We start from the raw sequence: 15,218 nt of genomic DNA, 5'->3' as shown, positions 1-15,218 counted from the left end.
CTTCAACGTTCACCATCCATTCTAGGGTCTGGGGAGCATCCCCCGGACGCCCTTGCGCAGTGAAATCACTCACACGCCCCGGAAAGGAACGTGGCTTAGGCTCTGGCCGCCGTCCATGGCGGGACCTACAATCCAACCACCGGCTGCCGGTGCGCCGGTCCCGTGGGGCGAACGGAGTGCTGTCGTGAGTGAAGTCCTCGAGCTGCCGGGCTACTTCAAGGATGCCGACTCCGCATCCTTGAAGGGCCAGCGGAAGTACCTGTTCCTGAACCGTTTGCGTTTGGGCAGCACCATTGCCGGCGCGGTGGGGGGCGCCATCCCCCTGGCCGTCGGAAATCTCGGCCTGTCTTCGCTAGTGGTGCTTGCAGCCTTCCTCGTGGCACTCATCTGCGAACTGATCCTTGCCTACGTCCAGCCGGAACGTGACTGGTACGCGGGGCGGGCGCTGGCTGAGTCCATGAAAACCATGGCCTGGCGCTACTCCGTCCACGGTGACCCGTTCGGAGGGGAACTCAGTGACGCAGGCGCACGCAAGATCCTCCGGGAGAGAGCCGAGCAACTGGCTCAGAAGGGCGGCGACCGGGTGGCCATCGCCACGGACAGCCCGCTGGTCACCGACTCCATGACCGCCCTGCGGCACAGCACCTTCGAAGAGAGGAAGTCCGCCTACCTCAGGCAACGGACCCTCGCCCAGCGCAAGTGGTATGCAGCCAAGGCTGCCGCGAACAAGCGGCGGGCCGAGGTGTGGCGCACGGTGTTGGTCTCTGCTGAGATCCTTGCTGTGGCATTGGCTACGTTGAAGTTCGCCGGTGTCTCGGAGATAGACCTCGGAGGCGTCCTGGGCTCTGTCATCGGCGCCAGTGCCGCTTGGCTCGCCCTCAAGCAGCACGCTCAGCTCGCCGCCGCATACAGCCTGACCAGCAGGGAACTCGCCTTGCAGGAGTCCCTTTTGCAGGATGCTGACGAGGCCTCATGGGGAACGGCAGTTTCCGACGCCGAGGACGCGATCAGCCGCGAGCACACCATGTGGCTTGCTTCACGCGGGGGCTAGCAACGGCCACTTCGGACGCGTATCCTTATTTTCACCAATCATTGTATTTATTCGTTCAGGCGAGACCAGGATCCCATGAGCGGAACAGCAGCTCCTCAATCATCCGGCCGCTCCGGCAGGCGGGTTTTCATCTCCTACGCCCGGGAAGACCAGGACGCGCTCAACGACATCAGGGCAGGCATTTCGGCCCTGCACCATGAGGCCTGGGTGGACAGCAACCTGGACGGCGGCCAGGCATGGTGGGACGTCATCATCGAACAGATCCGCTCGTGCGACGCCATGATCCTTGTGGTGTCCCCCAGCCTGATCGACTCCGAGGCAGCAACCCGGGAACGGGACTACGCACGCAGCCTTCGCAAGCCGTTGATACCGCTCGTGGTCAAACCAGTCCGCTCGGACTTGCTCCCGCCGGACATCGCGACGCTGCAATTCATCGACTACACGAACCGGACGCCCCTCACCGGCGCACAGCTGGCGAACGCGCTTTTCTCCGTTCCGTCGGACGCGGCGCTGCCCGACCCGCTTCCGGACCCGCCGGCCGTCCCCGTGTCCTATCTGGGCGACCTCGCCGCGGTCCTGCGGCGGGAACTGCTCAACGCAGACGAACAGTTCTCAATCCTTGCAAAACTCAGGGCCTCACTGGAACGCCCCCGCGAACATGACGCCGCCGCGGAGCTCCTTGACGTGTTGGAGACCCGCCGCGATCTCCTTCACCAAGTGGCCAAGGATATCGAGCGGGTGCGGCAGGACGATGCCCTTCGGTCCCGGAGCAGCACTGCTGAGGCCGCCGTCGCACAATCCGAACCGGCGTCCGCGCCCCAAAAGGCGGCGGAACCGGTACGTGCAGCCGGGGGCCGCCCTGCTAGCGCGCAGGCGGCCCAGATGCCGGGGCCGCAGTTCGTCGCTGCACAAAGTGCCGCGCCGGGCCCGGCAACCGGGCTGGACCCCGCCCGCGCCAGCCGGCCCGCCGGACCGCAGTCGGGGATTCCACAGGCAGGGACTCCACAAGCAGGGACTCCGCAAGCAGGGACCAACCGCGTGTACACGGGTGCGCCAATCGCACCGCAGCATCAGGGCTTCCAGCAGCGGCCGCCGGACTTCCGGTATGTCCAGCAACCTGCGCCGCCACAACGATTGGCGGTGTCCATCATTGCCCTCGTGCTGTGCATCCCCCTCGGAGCGGTGGCACTCTACTTTTCGACACAGGTCCCGGGGCGCTGGAACGCCGGAAACCCGAACGGCGCCATTGACGCGTCCAAGAAAGCTCAGGTGTGGGCCTGGATCGGCATCGGCGTCGGAGGCCTTTTCTGGTTCGTATCCTTCGCGAACGCGCTGCAGACAAGCTACTACTAAAAGGCGAATCAAACACAACCAGCCCCCACCTTCATGAACATCAGCATGACGGTGGGGGCTGTTTTCCCGTTTAGTGGGAGTCCCGGAACAGCGTGGTTGCTTCGTCCGTGAACCGCCGATCCTTCGTCAGATCCGCCATCATACGGAGCTGGCTGGTCACCCCCTTGTGGTACCCGGCAGGATTCCCCCATATGCGCCATCCGTAAGGCGTTGCCGCGTACCATGACGGCCTGCCGGGGTTCCGGTACCAAAGAAAGGTGTCGCGGAGGCTGCTGGCCGCCGTGTCGAAGAACCATAGCGCTTCGCTGCTGCCGGTCAACCGGTAGTAGTCGTATAGCCCGTACATTGCATAAATGTTCCCGTTGACCACGTGGCTGATCTGCGATTCCACGGCGGGGTATTCCTCGAAGGACAGGAATTTCTTGCCGTTGACCAGTCGAACGTCTTGGAACCATCGGCCCTTGGCTGACTTCGGTGCCTTGTAGGTTTTGTAGGTCCGATCCGCCCAGGTTCTCCAGTACGGATTCTTGGTGACGTCGTAGAGATTCACGAACGTTGACAGCATCATCCCTTGCGCCATACCCGACACCCATGGCGCCTTCAGTCGGAACCCACCATGCTCATAGTCGAACCGGTACGGGAACCAGGTTCCGTTCTGGTCGGTCACGGAATACCGGATGAGATATTGGGCCGTCTTGATAACGCGGTCCAGATACCTTTTGTCTCCGGTGACCTTGTAGGAGCTGATCATTTGGTTCATCCACCACGCAGAGCTGCCGGGGTGGTAAACCTGCCTGCCGTTGAGAGTGACCTGGAGGACGCCGTCCGGGCCGACTTTTCCCCAAGTGGTGTTGTCCAGCGGAACGACGTGCGGGCCGATGTACGGCGATGTTCCGGCCCGGTTCAGGCGGTATCCGCTGTGAATGTATGCCGGTGGTGCCGCGGCCTCGCTTGGTGTCAGCGCGCAACCGACGAGAATGATGCTTGCGACAATAAAGCCTGCGATTAATTTTCGCATGGCTCCCCCCAATCTATTGAATTAGCAATCTTTCAAGAATAGGGCGTGCTGACCTGAAGTATGTTCCTGCGATGTTGTTGGAGTGCCGGGTTTCTCAAGGGTGCACAATTTCAGCCATGCCGTTGAGAAGTATCAGAGTCAGGCCCGAACATTCTGCTGGCAGGAATAGGCCACAATTCCGTCGGGGCACTCGGATCTCTTCGGGCTGTCCCTTACGAGCCCCTTTTACTTGGCACCGGGCCCCGACAATCTGGAAGCGCAGGCTCAGGGAGTTTTCAGGGAGTTTTTGCGAGTAACCTGATAAATGCGCACAAATACGCGGAAACCGTGAGGAGCAGTTAAACCCGGAGTCCGGGGCCAAAACGGGCGAATCCTCCGTGAAATCACGCGGGAAACCGGCGGTGCGTGGGACGGGGCAGCCGATACGCCGGGTTCTGTCATTCCGGGCCGTTGCCGGCCGGGAAGAGGCGACCATCCATCTACGAACGCCGTTGCCGGCGCCCTCCAGCGGCCTACCCGGACACTCGGGCGGGCAGCCCTCGAACGTGTCCTGTCTGGCCTTGCTCCGGGTGGGGTTTACCTAGCCTTCCCGGTCACCCGGGAAGCTGGTGGTCTCTTACACCACCGTTTCACCCTTACCTGCGTTCCGCGCAAGAGCACGGAAGCGGCGGTCTGTTTTCTGTGGCACTGGCCTGCGGGTTACCCCGAGTGGGCGTTACCCACCACCCTGCCCTGTGGAGCCCGGACGTTCCTCGAGCCACTTGCGTGGCGCGCGGCCGCCTGGCTGCCCCGTCCGCAGTACAGTCTACCGGCGCCGGAGCCAGCGCCGGACCCCGGTAATATCGACGGGTGCTGATTCTCCTCCCGCCCTCCGAAGGCAAGACCCCCGCGGCCAAAGGCCCCGCCGTTGACTGGGAGTCTCTGAGCTTCCCCGAGCTCAACAGCTACCGCGCAAAGGTGCTCGACGCCCTGGGCCTGGTCAGCGCACACGTGGACGCCCTCGCTTTGCTGGGCGTCGGCGCGTCGCTGAAGGACGACGTCGAGCGGAACACCCGGCTGCACGCCGAACCGGCGGCCCCGGCGTACGAACTGTATTCGGGCGTCCTGTACGACGCGCTCGGCTACAAGTCGCTCACTCCAACGCAGCGCCGCAAGGCCAGCGAATCGGTCCTGGTGATCTCCGCACTGTGGGGCGCGCTCGGCTTCGGCGACCGAGTGCCCGCCTACCGGCTGTCGATGGGAACCGCACTGCCCGACGTCGGGCGGCTGGCTTCCTTCTGGAAGCCCCAGCTCACGGAGGCACTCGCCGGGAGGGCGGAAGGCGAGCTGTTGGTGGACTGCCGCTCAAGCACTTATGCCGCCGCCTGGGCTCCTCCGCCAGCGCAGACCGTCACGGTCAACGTGTTCACCGAAGCGAACGGCAAGCGCACCGTTGTGAGCCACTTCGCCAAGCACACGCGCGGGGAACTCGCGCGCCATCTGCTCAGCCGGCGGGGCAAGGCACCGGCAACCCCCGAACAGTTGCTCAGGGCGACACAGGAAAGCTGGAGCGCCGAACTCGTCGAGGGCACCGGGCGGAAGGCGCACGCCCTGAACATCATCCTGGCCAACTAGTACGCAGTTATGGCCGTTTTGGACTCTCAAACGGCCACAACTGCCAGTCAGTCGGGTGGAACGGCCCTTAGTTCCATTCGGCGGAGCGGACCAGGATGCAGCCGGAGTCGGGGCAGAAGACAATGTCGTCTTCCGCGGCAGCCTTGACCTCGGCGAGGTCGCCGGGGCTCAGGGTCATTCCCGAGCCTTCAGACTTGCCGTGAAACAGCCTGGCCGCACCGACTCCGCGTTTGGCCAGCGTTTTTTCGTAGATGTCCAGGGCACCGGCGTCCACACCGGCGGCGAAAGCGTTCCGTTCGGCACGGACGCCGTCCTCTTCTCCGGCCACCTCGGCGATCGCTGCATCCAGTTCGGCACGGATGCCGGCAAAGGAACCCTGGATGTCGTCCACGATCTGCTGCTGGGCGGCCTGCTTTTCGCGGAGCCCGTCCAGGCGTTCGAGGATTTCCAGTTCGACGTCTTCCAGGTCGGAACGACGCCGGTTCAGGGACGCGATATCGCTTTGCAGGGCCACCAGGTCCTTGGAGAGGCCGGTGCCGCTATTGAGCCTGGCTTCGTCCCGTTCGATCCGGCCGGCAACCTGCTCCACATCCGCTTCGGCACGGCGCAGCTCGGCTTCGGCGTCGTGCACGGCGAGCTTCGCAGTGCCGAGTTCGCCGTTCGCCACGCCCAGCGCGTCCCGGAGGTCGCTGATGCGGGGATCGTTTTCGAGGATGCTGCGACGCTTGGCCAGGCCTTTGAGCCTGGCGTCCAGAGCCTGCAGGTCGAGCAACTTCATTTGTTCCGCCGGGGCTGCCTTGGCCACGTCCACCTCCGCTTGATCGTGCCGCATCCCTTCGGGATCCGGCCGGGCCCGCGGCCCGTCCTTCACCCGACTCTAGCGCCTATCCTGCCCGCCGGGCTTGCCTTGCCCACATCAGTCCGTCAGGCTCAGCCGGGCGTAAGAATGAAGTCCCAGGGGTCGCTGTTGGTGCTGGCCACGCGGATTTCGACGTCGTACCCCTGGTCGGCGAGCACGTTGCCGAGCGCTTCGGCAGCGGCCGGCAGCCACAGCCATTCGCTGGCAAAGTGCGAGACATCGATGAGGTAGGGACGCCCGTTGATGGCGGATTCACGCGCTTCCGACGCCGGGTGGTGCCGGAGGTCGGCCGTCACGTAGACGTCCGCCTGGCTGGCGCGGACGGCGTCGAACAGGCTGTCGCCCGCGCCGCCGCAGACGGCGACCCTGCGGATCAGGGCATCACGTTCCCCGGAAACACGGACGCCGCCGGCTACCGCGGGAAGTACCTCGAACACCCTGGCAGCGAAAGCGCCCAGCGTCATCAGCTCGGGAAGTTCACCGACGCGGCCTATGCCTTCCTCGGGCAGACCCTGCGCCGCGGGAGTCAACGGAACGACGTTGTCCAGGCCGAAGGCGTCGGCCAGCACGTCCGAGACGCCTCCGACTGCGGAGTCGCCGTTGGTGTGAACCGTCAGCAGCGCGGTGCCGGACTCGATCAGCCGGTGGACGGCCAGCCCTTTGGCGGTGGTGGCGGCCACCGAATTGACCCCCTTGAGCAGCAAGGGATGGTGGGTGACCAGCAATTGCGCGCCCCAGGCGATGGCTTCCTCGATGGTCTCCAGGGTGGGGTCCACGGCAAGCATCACCTTGCTGACCGGGGTCTCGGGGCGCCCGGCCACCAAGCCGACTTCATCCCAGTTCTCGGCCAGGGATTCCGGCCAGAGTTCTTCGACCGCGAGCAGCAGTTCGGCAAGGGCAGGGGTTCCCGGGCCGCCGTCGGATTCCTTGTCCTCGACAACGTTCTCTGCAACAGCGGTGTTCACAGCTTCCATGGGCAATATTCTTGCGCATCCCGGGCCGTCACACTTCCGTAAGGCTCCTGCGGGAATCTTCCGCGGCTCCCGGCCATTGAACAGGGCATGAAAACTTTCGTACTTGGCGGCGGCTGCTTCTGGTGCCTGGATGCCGTCTACCAGAAGACCCAGGGCGTCTCATCCGTGGTTTCCGGCTACGCGGGAGGACACGTCCGGAACCCGGGCTACTACGAGGTCTGTTCCGGGATCACAGGCCATGCAGAAGTCGTGGCGGTGACCTTCGATGAGAACGTCATTCCCGAGGAAATCATCCTGGACATGTTCTTCGCGCTGCACGACCCGACCACCCTGAACCGGCAGGGATACGACGTCGGAACCCAGTACCGCTCCGTCATGTTCTATGAGACGCAAGAGGAGAAGGACCTGTTCGAGAAGGCGATCGCCAGGAACCAGCCGCTATGGTCCAAGCAAATCGTCACGGAGGTCAGCAGGCTTCCGGATTTCCACGAGGCCGAGGCGATCCACCAGAACTTCTACGCCAAATTCCCCGAAGAGGGCTACTGCCAGGTGATCATCAATCCGAAGCTCGCGAAGGCCAGGAAATATTACTCTTCATGGCTCCGCGCGTAGCAGGGCTTCGTAACGCTGGTTAGGCTGGCCACAGCATTTCCCTCTTCAGAGAACAGGCATGAATACATGGCACGGATCTATGACGACGTCACCCAGCTGATCGGCGGAACCCCCCTGGTCCGCCTCAACCGGCTCAGCAAGGACCTTGAGGCCACCGTGGCGGTGAAGCTGGAGTTCTACAACCCCGCAAACAGCGTCAAGGACCGCATTGGTGTGGCCATCATCGACGCCGCCGAGAAGTCCGGTGCACTGAAGCCCGGTGGAACCATCGTGGAGGGCACCTCCGGCAACACCGGTATCGCCCTGGCACTCGTCGGCGCCGCCCGCGGTTACAAAGTCATCCTGACGATGCCGGAGACCATGTCCACCGAACGCCGCGTCATGCTGCGTGCCTACGGCGCCGAAATCGTGCTGACGCCGGGTTCCGAGGGCATGCGAGGCGCAGTGGAGAAGGCCCAGGAAATCGTGGCCAACACCGAGAACTCCATCTGGGCCCAGCAGTTCGCCAACGAAGCCAACCCCGAGATCCACCGCAACACCACTGCCGAGGAGATCTGGGCGGACACCGACGGCAAGATCGACATCTTCGTCGGCGGCGTCGGCACCGGCGGCACCATCACCGGCGTCGGCCAGGTCCTGAAGGAACGCAAGCCGGAAGTCCAGATCGTGGCCGTTGAGCCCAAGGACTCCCCGATCCTGAACGGCGGCGCCCCCGGCCCGCACAAGATCCAGGGCCTGGGCGCCAACTTCATCCCGGAGGTGCTGGACACCAACGTGTACGACGAGGTCCTTGACGCCTCCCTCGAGGACGCCGTCGCCACTGCACGCTCCCTGGGCACCCAGGAAGGCATCCTCGGCGGCATCTCCGCCGGCGCCGCTGTCTGGGGAGCGCTGGAACTGGCAAAGCGCCCGGAGAACAAGGGCAAGCTGATCGTCGCGATCGTCCCCGACTTCGGCGAGCGTTACATCTCCACCGTGCTCTTTGACGACATCCGCGGCTGATCCACTGGCCTTCCTGTAGAAAGGTCTTTGTGAGCTTCTTCGCAAGACTGATGGAAGACCTCGAGGCCGCCCGGTCACACGACCCGGCGGCCCGAGGCTCTTTCGAGAACTTTTTTGCATACTCCGGGCTGCATGCCATCTGGGCGCACCGGCTGACCCATAAGTTGTGGCAGCGGCCGGGGCTGCGTTTTCCTGCCCGGCTGATTTCGCAGCTGACCCGATTCCTGACCGGCATCGAGATCCATCCGGGGGCGACCATCGGTCGCAGGTTCTTCATCGACCACGGCATGGGTGTGGTGATCGGCGAGACCGCGGAGATCGGCGAGGACGTCATGATCTACCACGGCGTCACGCTCGGCGGCCGCTCCCTGGCGAAGGTCAAGCGACACCCGACCATCGGCGACCGGGTGACGATCGGCGCCGGCGCGAAGGTCCTCGGCCCGATCATCATCGGTGCCGACAGCGCAGTGGGCGCGAACGCCGTCGTCGTGAAAGACGCGCCGCCCGAGTCCATCATCACGGGCGTCCCGGCCACCTGGCGGCACCGCGATGCCAAGTCCGAAACCAAGCCTGCGGTGGATCCGGCCGAGTACTACATCGAGTACCGGATCTAGACCGGAAACCTGCCGTAAATGCCCCTCAGCAGGGCATCGAAGGCGCGATCCGGCAGGATCCGTCTGAGCGCCAGAATGGAACCCGCTCCCCGGCCCGCCGGGTAGCGGGTTTTCGGTTTTCCGGAACGGGCAGCCCGGAGGATTGCCCGGGCCGCCGCCCGCGGCGGAGAGGCCAGGATCGTCCCCTCGGTGCTCGCCAACGCGGCAGCCATCATGCGGGCCTGTCCGGCATAGGGCCCCTGCCCGGAAGAAACCAGGAGGTGCTCCCCCGCAATCCTGCCCCATTCCGAGGTGGTGCCCGAGGGCTGGATGATCGACACCGAAATGCCGTGCGGCGCAAGTTCGAGGCGCAGCGAATCGCTCAGCCCTTCGACGGCAAACTTCGCGGCGTGGTACCAGGAACCGAGGGGCTCGTAGATCCGGCCGCCGATGGACGAGACATTGATGATCCTGCCCTCCCCGGCCTGCCGCATGCGGGGTATGACCAGCTGCGTCATCCGCGCCATCCCGAACAGATTGACTTCGAACTGGCGGCGGCCCTCATCCAGCGGGACTTCCTCAAGTGAGCCATAGGAGCCGTAGCCGGCGTTGTTGACCAGGACGTCCACCCGGCCGTGAGCGGCTTCGACCTCCGCGACGGCGGCCGTCATCGATGCGTCATCCGTGACGTCGAGGGAGAGCACACGGATTCCATGGGCCTTGAGGGGCTCCATCATGTCGGTCCGGCGGGCGCCGGCGTAGACGGTGAATCCGGACCGGGCCAGGAGGATGGCGGCTTGATAGCCGATTCCGGTGGATGCTCCGGTGACGAATACGGTCCCTGGGGCCATGGAAACTCCTCGGCTCGGGCCGCGGGCAGGCCGGCGGCGGCAGCGGGCACGGCAAAGGCCGGCCCTCCCCAGTATCGGGGAACGGCCGGCCTTTGTCAGGAGCGGATGCCCTAGTGGGTGTCTACGGCTTCAACCTCGGACTTGTCTTCGCCCCACAGGGTGTGGAACGTGCCCTCGGCGTCGACGCGGCCGTAGGTGTGGGCGCCGAAGAGGTCACGCTGGCCCTGGATCAGGGCGGCTGCGACGCGCTTGCGGCGCAGGCCGTCGTAGTAGGCCAGGGAGGAGGAGAAGACCGGAACCGGGATGCCCAGCTGCACGGCGGTGGCGACCACGCGGCGCCAGGCCGGCAGGGCCTCGGCGATGGCCTTGGTGAAGGCCGGCGCGAACAGCAGGTTGGCCGGCTTCTCCTCGGCTGCGTAAGCCTTGGTGATGTCCTTGAGCAGTTCCGCACGGATGATGCAGCCGGCACGCCACAGGGAAGCGATCTCGTCGAGCTTGAGCTCCCAGCCGTATTCCTTGGCCGCGGAGGTCAGCATGTCCAGGCCCTGGGCGTAGGACACGAGCTTGGAGGCGTACAGCGCCTGGCGGACGTCCTCAACGAAGGTCTCCGGGATTTCGACCGAAGCTTCCTCGCCGGCCAGCAGTTCCTGGCCCAGCTTGCGCTGCTCGCTCTGGGACGAGAGGGCGCGGGCGAACACGGATTCGGCGATGCCGGAAACCGGGGAGCCCAGCTCGAGGGCGGAAATGACCGTCCAGCGGCCGGTGCCCTTCTGGCCTGCGGCATCAACCACGACGTCGACAAACGGCTTGCCGGTCTTGGCGTCGACGTGGCCGAGGACCTCTGCGGAGATTTCGATCAGGAAGGAGGACAGCTCGCCGTTGTTCCATTCGGCGAAGATCTTGGACTGTTCGGCGGGCTCGATGCCTGCGCCTGAACGCAGGAGGTCGAAGGCTTCGCCGATGACCTGCATGTCGGCGTATTCGATGCCGTTGTGGACCATCTTGACGAAGTGGCCCGCGCCGTCGGTGCCGATCCAGGCGCAGCAGGGCTCGCCGTCAACCTTGGCGGAGATCTTTTCCAGCAGCGGGCCGAGGGCCTTGTAGGACTCCTTGGAACCGCCGGGCATGATGGACGGGCCGTTGAGGGCGCCTTCCTCACCGCCGGACACGCCGACGCCCACGAAGTGGAGGCCCTTTTCGGACAAAGCGGCTTCGCGGCGGCGGGTGTCCTCGTAGTGCGAGTTGCCGGCGTCGATAACGATGTCGCCTTCTTCAAGCAGCGGCACAAGCTGGTCGATGACGGCGTCCACCGGCTTGCCGGCCTTCACCATGATGAGGACGCGGCGCGGCTTCTCGAGGGAGTCAACGAGTTCCTGCAGGGTCTCGGTGCGGACGAAGTCGCCTTCGGAGCCGTGCTTTGCAAGAAGGGCGTCGGTCTTCTCGACGGAGCGGTTGTGGAGGGCAACGGTGAAACCGTTGCGGGCCAGGTTGCGGGCCAGATTGGCGCCCATCACCGCAAGGCCGGTGACACCGATGTGTGCTGACATCAAAACTCCAATTCTTCTTGTGCAATGAGTCCTGCCCGGGGTCGCAGGAAACGTTTTCTAGCGCAATCGCTGCAATAAACCATACGTATTCGACGGCCTTCGCGAAAGTTTCCATGGAGCATCCGGAAACGTGCGCGTCACAAAAGAGTCTATGATGCGCCTGCCCGGGCCGCCTCCCGGCGGGAGTAACAAAGGGAGCATGGCAGCGCCACTATGCTTACGGCTATGTCAACCAGTCTCCACCACCGCGCCGTCGAGCATCTGGGCGCCCGGATTGTCGGCGGGGTCCTTCCCACCGGCCACGTCATGCTGGCCGAGCAACTCGAGGAAGAACTCAGCGTCTCACGTTCAGTGGTCCGGGAAGCCGTCCGCGTACTCCAGTCGCTGGGTCTGGTGGAAACGATCAAACGGGTAGGCATCCGGGTCCTTCCGGCCCATCGCTGGAATCCGTTCGATCCGCTCGTCATCCGGTGGCGGCTTGCCGGCGAAGGGCGCGGCGCACAGCTGCGCTCCCTCGCCGAACTGCGTTCCGCCGTCGAACCTGCCGCAGCCGAGCTCGCTGCCCTGAACGCCCCGGAGAAGCTCCGCAGCGAACTGGTCGACATCTCCCTGGCCATGCGCGACGCCGGACACGCCGGGGACATGGCCGCCTTCCTTGAGCTGGACATCCGCTTCCACGCGCTGGTCCTTTCCGGTTCCGGCAACGAGATGTTCGCGAACCTGATCGGACAAGTCACCGAGACCCTGACCGGCCGCACGGTCCACGGGCTGATGCCTACCCACCCGGAGGAAGCAGCCCTGCAGTGGCACATGGACGTCGCGCGGGCCATCGCGGACGGAGACGGCGAAAAGGCCCGCGAGGCGGCCTCGAGCATCATGCGCGAGACCATCGCGGACCTTTCGCCAAGCTGGGAAGACCAGCCGCGGGTGTTCGTCCCCGTCGAACGGCACTGACTCCCCCGGGACCGTTCCCCTAGGAGGCCGCTCCCCTAGGAGACCGGCGCGAAGTCCAGCAGGACCTTTCCGGATTGCGCCGAGTTCTTCGCCACCTCGAAGGCTTCCAGGCCGCGGTCCAGGGTGTATTCGTGCGTCACCACGGGATCCACCTGCAAGGAGCCGTCCGCCAGGGCCGCAATGACCTCGTCGATTTCGTCGTTGAAGCGGAAGGAACCCAGGAGCTCCAGTTCGCGGGTGATGGCCAGTGAAATGAACACCGGCTGCGGTCCGGTGGGCAGCAGGCCCACCATGACCACCTTGCCGCCGCGTACGGTGCCCTTGATCGCCGAAGCCAGCCCGAAGTGGCTACCGGAGGATTCGATGACGACGTCGGCCTCCACCGCGGCGATCGCCTCGGCATCATCGCCCTTGAGGACCTCGTGGGCGCCCACCGCGCGGGCGATTTCCAACGGCTTATCGTGCATGTCCACGGCCACGATCCTGGCGGCCCCGGCCCGCTTGAGCACGGCGACCGTCAGGGCGCCGATCGGGCCGCTGCCTATCACCATGACCGTTTTGCCCGCGACGTCGCCGGCACGGGCAACGGCATGCCACGCCACGCTGGCCGGTTCCACCAGGGCGGCCGTGCGCAAAGACAGGCCTTCCGGAAGTGTGCGCAGCATGCGCGAAGGAAGGGTGGCATAGCGGCTGAACGCGCCGTCGGTGTGCGGGAAACGGGCCGCGCTGCCGAGGTAGGTGCAGCCCGGCGAAAGGTTGGGCCTGTCCTCGGGGTACTTCATTTCGCCCGGGGCAGGGGTCGCGGGGTGCACGGCGACCGGAGTGCCGGCGGCGGGGCCGCTGCCGTCCGCGGCCTGCCGCACTACGGTGCCGACGATTTCGTGGCCCAGCACCATGGGGGCCTTGAGGATGGATTCGCCGGCAGCGCCGTGCAGCCAGTAGTGCAGGTCGGAACCGCAGATGCCGCCGTAGGCGATTTCGACGACGGTTTCATCCGCCGCCGGGGCCTTCAGGGGCACCTCTTCGATGCGGAGGTCGCCGGCAGCGTGGGCAACGACGGCCAGGCCGGCCTGGGGGAGTTCGAAGCCGGGCATCAGACCACCACCGTCATTCCGCCGTCGACGAAGATCGTCTGGCCGTTGACGAAGTTGGAAGCGTCGGACGCGAGCCACACGGCCGGCCCGGCGAGGTCTGCCACGGTCCCCCAGCGGTGCGCGGGGGTGCGGCCCAGGATCCAGGAGTTGAAGTCGGGGTCGTCCACCAGGTTCTGGGTCATTTCCGTGTGGATGTAGCCAGGGGCGATGCCGTTGATCTGCAGGCCGGAGGCTGCCCATTCGGCGGTCATGGCGCGGGTCAGGTTCCGCAGGCCGCCCTTGGCAGCGACATAGGGGGCGATCGTGGGACGGGCCAGGTCCGTCTGCACCGAGCAGATGTTGATGATCTTGCCGCGCCCGCGGGGAACCATGTGGCGTGCTGCCTCGCGGCCCACCAGGAAGGCGCTGGTGAGATCTGTGGTGAGGACACGTTCCCAGTCCTTGACGTCGAGATCGAGCATCGGAACCCGGTGCTGGATGCCGGCGTTGTTGACCAGGATGTCCAGCGGACCGACGTTTTCCTCCACCCAAGCCACTCCGCGTGCCGCTTCAACATCGCTGGTGACGTCGAATGCGCAGCTGTGGATGCGTCCGGGGGCGAAGTCCGCGGCCAGGGCAGCTTCGGCAGCCTTGAGGCGGCCGGCGTTGATGCCGTTGAGCACCACTGTCGCGCCGGCGTCTGCCAGGCCGCGGGCGAGGGCGTTGCCGATTCCGCGGCTGGAGCCCGTCACCAGGGCTACCCGCCCGGTGAGGTCGAAGAGTCCACTCATTGCTGTCCTTCTTTTGTGGTGGTGGCTGCGTGGGAGTCGCTGAGGTTTGAGATGGCCTGGCGGACGACGGCGAGGTCCTGGTCGCCGAGGCCCTGGTCGATCAGTTCGCGGTAGAGGCCGACGCCGGCCGCGGCCATGGGTACGGCGGCGCCGCTGGCGGCGGCGCTTTCGAGGACGAAGTTCAGGTCCTTGTGCATGAACTTGGCGGGGCCGGTAGGCGCGTAGTCCTTCGCGGCGAGCCGCGGTCCGACAATCTCCAGGACCCGGCTTCCGGCGAGGCCGCCGGAGAGCACCTCGAAGAGCGCGGCGGCGTCCATGCCGGACCGCTCGGCGAGCTCGGCCGCTTCGGCGAGGGCCGCCGTCGTGGTTCCGACGATCAGCTGGTTGCACGCCTTGGCCAGCGAACCGGCACCGAGTCCGCCCATGCGTCGGACCGTGCTGCCCATGGCGCTGAACAGGGGCAGCAGGCGTTCGAAGTCCGCTTCGCCGGCGCCGGCCATGATGGCGAGGGTGCCGGCCTCGGCCCCCGTGGTGCCGCCGCTGACCGGAGCATCGACCACCACGGCATTGCCCGCGCTCGCTTCGTGCACCACCGAGCCGAATCCGCGCACCGCCGTCGGCGAGACGCTGCTCATGACGACGACGGCGGTCCCGGGGGCGGGCGGCGCCGCACGCCAGGAATCAAGCAAGGGAGCCGCGGCATCCTGGATGTAGGACAGATCCGGAAGCATGAAGACGATGACAGGGTGGTCACGGAGCTCCTCGACGCTTTCCGCCCGCCCGCCGCCCAGGGCGGCCAGCCTTCTGACGGCGGCGTCCGAGCGGTTCCAGCCCGTGACTTCCCAACCGGCAGCAAGGAGATTGGCGGCCATGGGAAAGCCCATCAGGCCCAGGCCGACGAAGCCTGCTTTTCCGGCAGTCATCCT

General features: G+C 65.5%; 15 protein-coding genes and 1 other RNA gene. 7 read left to right on the top strand and 9 right to left on the bottom strand.

Annotation, left to right across the window (positions count from 1 at the left end; genetic code table 11):
- Positions 1-184 precede the first annotated feature (184 nt).
- The gene (locus ACNQPB_RS11400; RefSeq protein ID WP_498751718.1) at positions 185-1,051 is read left to right on the top strand and encodes a DUF4231 domain-containing protein; all 867 of its coding nucleotides are present in this window, start codon (positions 185-187) and stop codon (positions 1,049-1,051) included.
- A 75-nt stretch (positions 1,052-1,126) separates the two neighbouring features.
- A complete protein-coding gene (locus tag ACNQPB_RS11395) occupies positions 1,127-2,404 on the top strand; it encodes a TIR domain-containing protein (protein WP_498751716.1) in 1,278 nt (425 codons plus the stop codon).
- A 70-nt stretch (positions 2,405-2,474) separates the two neighbouring features.
- Here ACNQPB_RS11395 and ACNQPB_RS11390 read toward each other — a convergent pair whose 3' ends face one another.
- Both ACNQPB_RS11390 and rnpB read right to left on the bottom strand, forming a co-directional pair.
- Positions 2,475-3,422, bottom strand: a complete 948-nt coding sequence (locus tag ACNQPB_RS11390; protein WP_498751714.1) for a D-glucuronyl C5-epimerase family protein — start codon at positions 3,420-3,422, stop codon at positions 2,475-2,477.
- 407 nt (positions 3,423-3,829) lie between these two features.
- Positions 3,830-4,214, bottom strand: an RNA gene (gene rnpB, locus ACNQPB_RS11385) — RNase P RNA component class A.
- A gap of 57 nt (positions 4,215-4,271) precedes the next feature.
- Here rnpB and ACNQPB_RS11380 point away from each other — a divergent pair.
- A complete protein-coding gene (locus ACNQPB_RS11380; RefSeq protein ID WP_498751712.1) occupies positions 4,272-5,036 on the top strand; it encodes a YaaA family protein in 765 nt (254 codons plus the stop codon).
- A gap of 67 nt (positions 5,037-5,103) precedes the next feature.
- Here ACNQPB_RS11380 and ACNQPB_RS11375 read toward each other — a convergent pair whose 3' ends face one another.
- Both ACNQPB_RS11375 and ACNQPB_RS11370 read right to left on the bottom strand, forming a co-directional pair.
- Complete coding sequence (locus tag ACNQPB_RS11375) at positions 5,104-5,841, bottom strand: zinc ribbon domain-containing protein (protein ID WP_498751711.1); 738 nt, start codon at positions 5,839-5,841, stop codon at positions 5,104-5,106.
- A gap of 125 nt (positions 5,842-5,966) precedes the next feature.
- The gene (locus ACNQPB_RS11370; protein WP_498751709.1) at positions 5,967-6,869 is read right to left on the bottom strand and encodes a Nif3-like dinuclear metal center hexameric protein; all 903 of its coding nucleotides are present in this window, start codon (positions 6,867-6,869) and stop codon (positions 5,967-5,969) included.
- 87 nt (positions 6,870-6,956) lie between these two features.
- Between ACNQPB_RS11370 and msrA the strand changes: the two genes are divergently transcribed.
- From msrA to epsC, 3 genes are all read left to right on the top strand, one after another.
- Positions 6,957-7,481 (top strand): peptide-methionine (S)-S-oxide reductase MsrA, encoded by a 525-nt coding sequence (gene msrA / locus ACNQPB_RS11365; RefSeq protein ID WP_498751707.1) that lies wholly within the window; start codon positions 6,957-6,959, stop codon positions 7,479-7,481.
- A gap of 66 nt (positions 7,482-7,547) precedes the next feature.
- Positions 7,548-8,483 carry a cysteine synthase A gene (cysK, locus tag ACNQPB_RS11360; RefSeq protein WP_498751706.1) on the top strand — a complete coding sequence of 312 codons (936 nt, stop codon included), beginning with the start codon at positions 7,548-7,550 and terminating at the stop codon, positions 8,481-8,483.
- A gap of 29 nt (positions 8,484-8,512) precedes the next feature.
- Positions 8,513-9,097, top strand: coding sequence for a serine O-acetyltransferase EpsC (gene epsC / locus ACNQPB_RS11355; RefSeq protein ID WP_498751704.1), 585 nt, complete (start codon positions 8,513-8,515; stop codon positions 9,095-9,097).
- Here epsC and ACNQPB_RS11350 read toward each other — a convergent pair.
- Both ACNQPB_RS11350 and gnd read right to left on the bottom strand, forming a co-directional pair.
- The gene (locus ACNQPB_RS11350; protein WP_498751702.1) at positions 9,094-9,927 is read right to left on the bottom strand and encodes an oxidoreductase; all 834 of its coding nucleotides are present in this window, start codon (positions 9,925-9,927) and stop codon (positions 9,094-9,096) included. The two genes, epsC and ACNQPB_RS11350, sit on opposite strands and share 4 nt — an antisense overlap.
- Before the next feature lie 110 nt (positions 9,928-10,037).
- Positions 10,038-11,474, bottom strand: coding sequence for an NADP-dependent phosphogluconate dehydrogenase (gnd, locus tag ACNQPB_RS11345; RefSeq protein WP_498751700.1), 1,437 nt, complete (start codon positions 11,472-11,474; stop codon positions 10,038-10,040).
- Positions 11,475-11,699: 225 nt separating this feature from the next.
- Between gnd and ACNQPB_RS11340 the strand changes: the two genes are divergently transcribed.
- On the top strand, positions 11,700-12,428 hold the full coding sequence (locus tag ACNQPB_RS11340) for a FadR/GntR family transcriptional regulator (RefSeq protein ID WP_498751699.1): 729 nt from the start codon (positions 11,700-11,702) through the stop codon (positions 12,426-12,428).
- Positions 12,429-12,463: 35 nt separating this feature from the next.
- Here the strand turns inward: ACNQPB_RS11340 and ACNQPB_RS11335 are convergent, their stop codons facing one another.
- From ACNQPB_RS11335 to ACNQPB_RS11325, 3 genes are read right to left on the bottom strand one after another with little or no spacing between them, the layout of a single operon-like run.
- Positions 12,464-13,522: an L-idonate 5-dehydrogenase gene (locus ACNQPB_RS11335; RefSeq protein WP_498751697.1), complete on the bottom strand. Its 1,059-nt coding sequence runs from the start codon at positions 13,520-13,522 to the stop codon at positions 12,464-12,466.
- Complete coding sequence (locus ACNQPB_RS11330; protein ID WP_498751696.1) at positions 13,522-14,292, bottom strand: SDR family oxidoreductase; 771 nt, start codon at positions 14,290-14,292, stop codon at positions 13,522-13,524. The genes ACNQPB_RS11335 and ACNQPB_RS11330 overlap by 1 nt, the downstream gene beginning before the upstream one ends.
- A complete protein-coding gene (locus ACNQPB_RS11325) occupies positions 14,289-15,215 on the bottom strand; it encodes an NAD(P)-dependent oxidoreductase (protein WP_498751694.1) in 927 nt (308 codons plus the stop codon). The genes ACNQPB_RS11330 and ACNQPB_RS11325 overlap by 4 nt, the downstream gene beginning before the upstream one ends.
- Between the last annotated feature and the right edge of the window lie 3 nt (positions 15,216-15,218).

Source organism: Curtobacterium sp. LFS079, from assembly GCF_047977865.1.
In the GTDB taxonomy this organism is placed as follows: domain Bacteria; phylum Actinomycetota; class Actinomycetes; order Actinomycetales; family Micrococcaceae; genus Arthrobacter.
The sequence above is the reverse complement of the archived record's forward strand: the minus strand, read 5'-3'. Positions and strand labels throughout refer to the sequence as shown.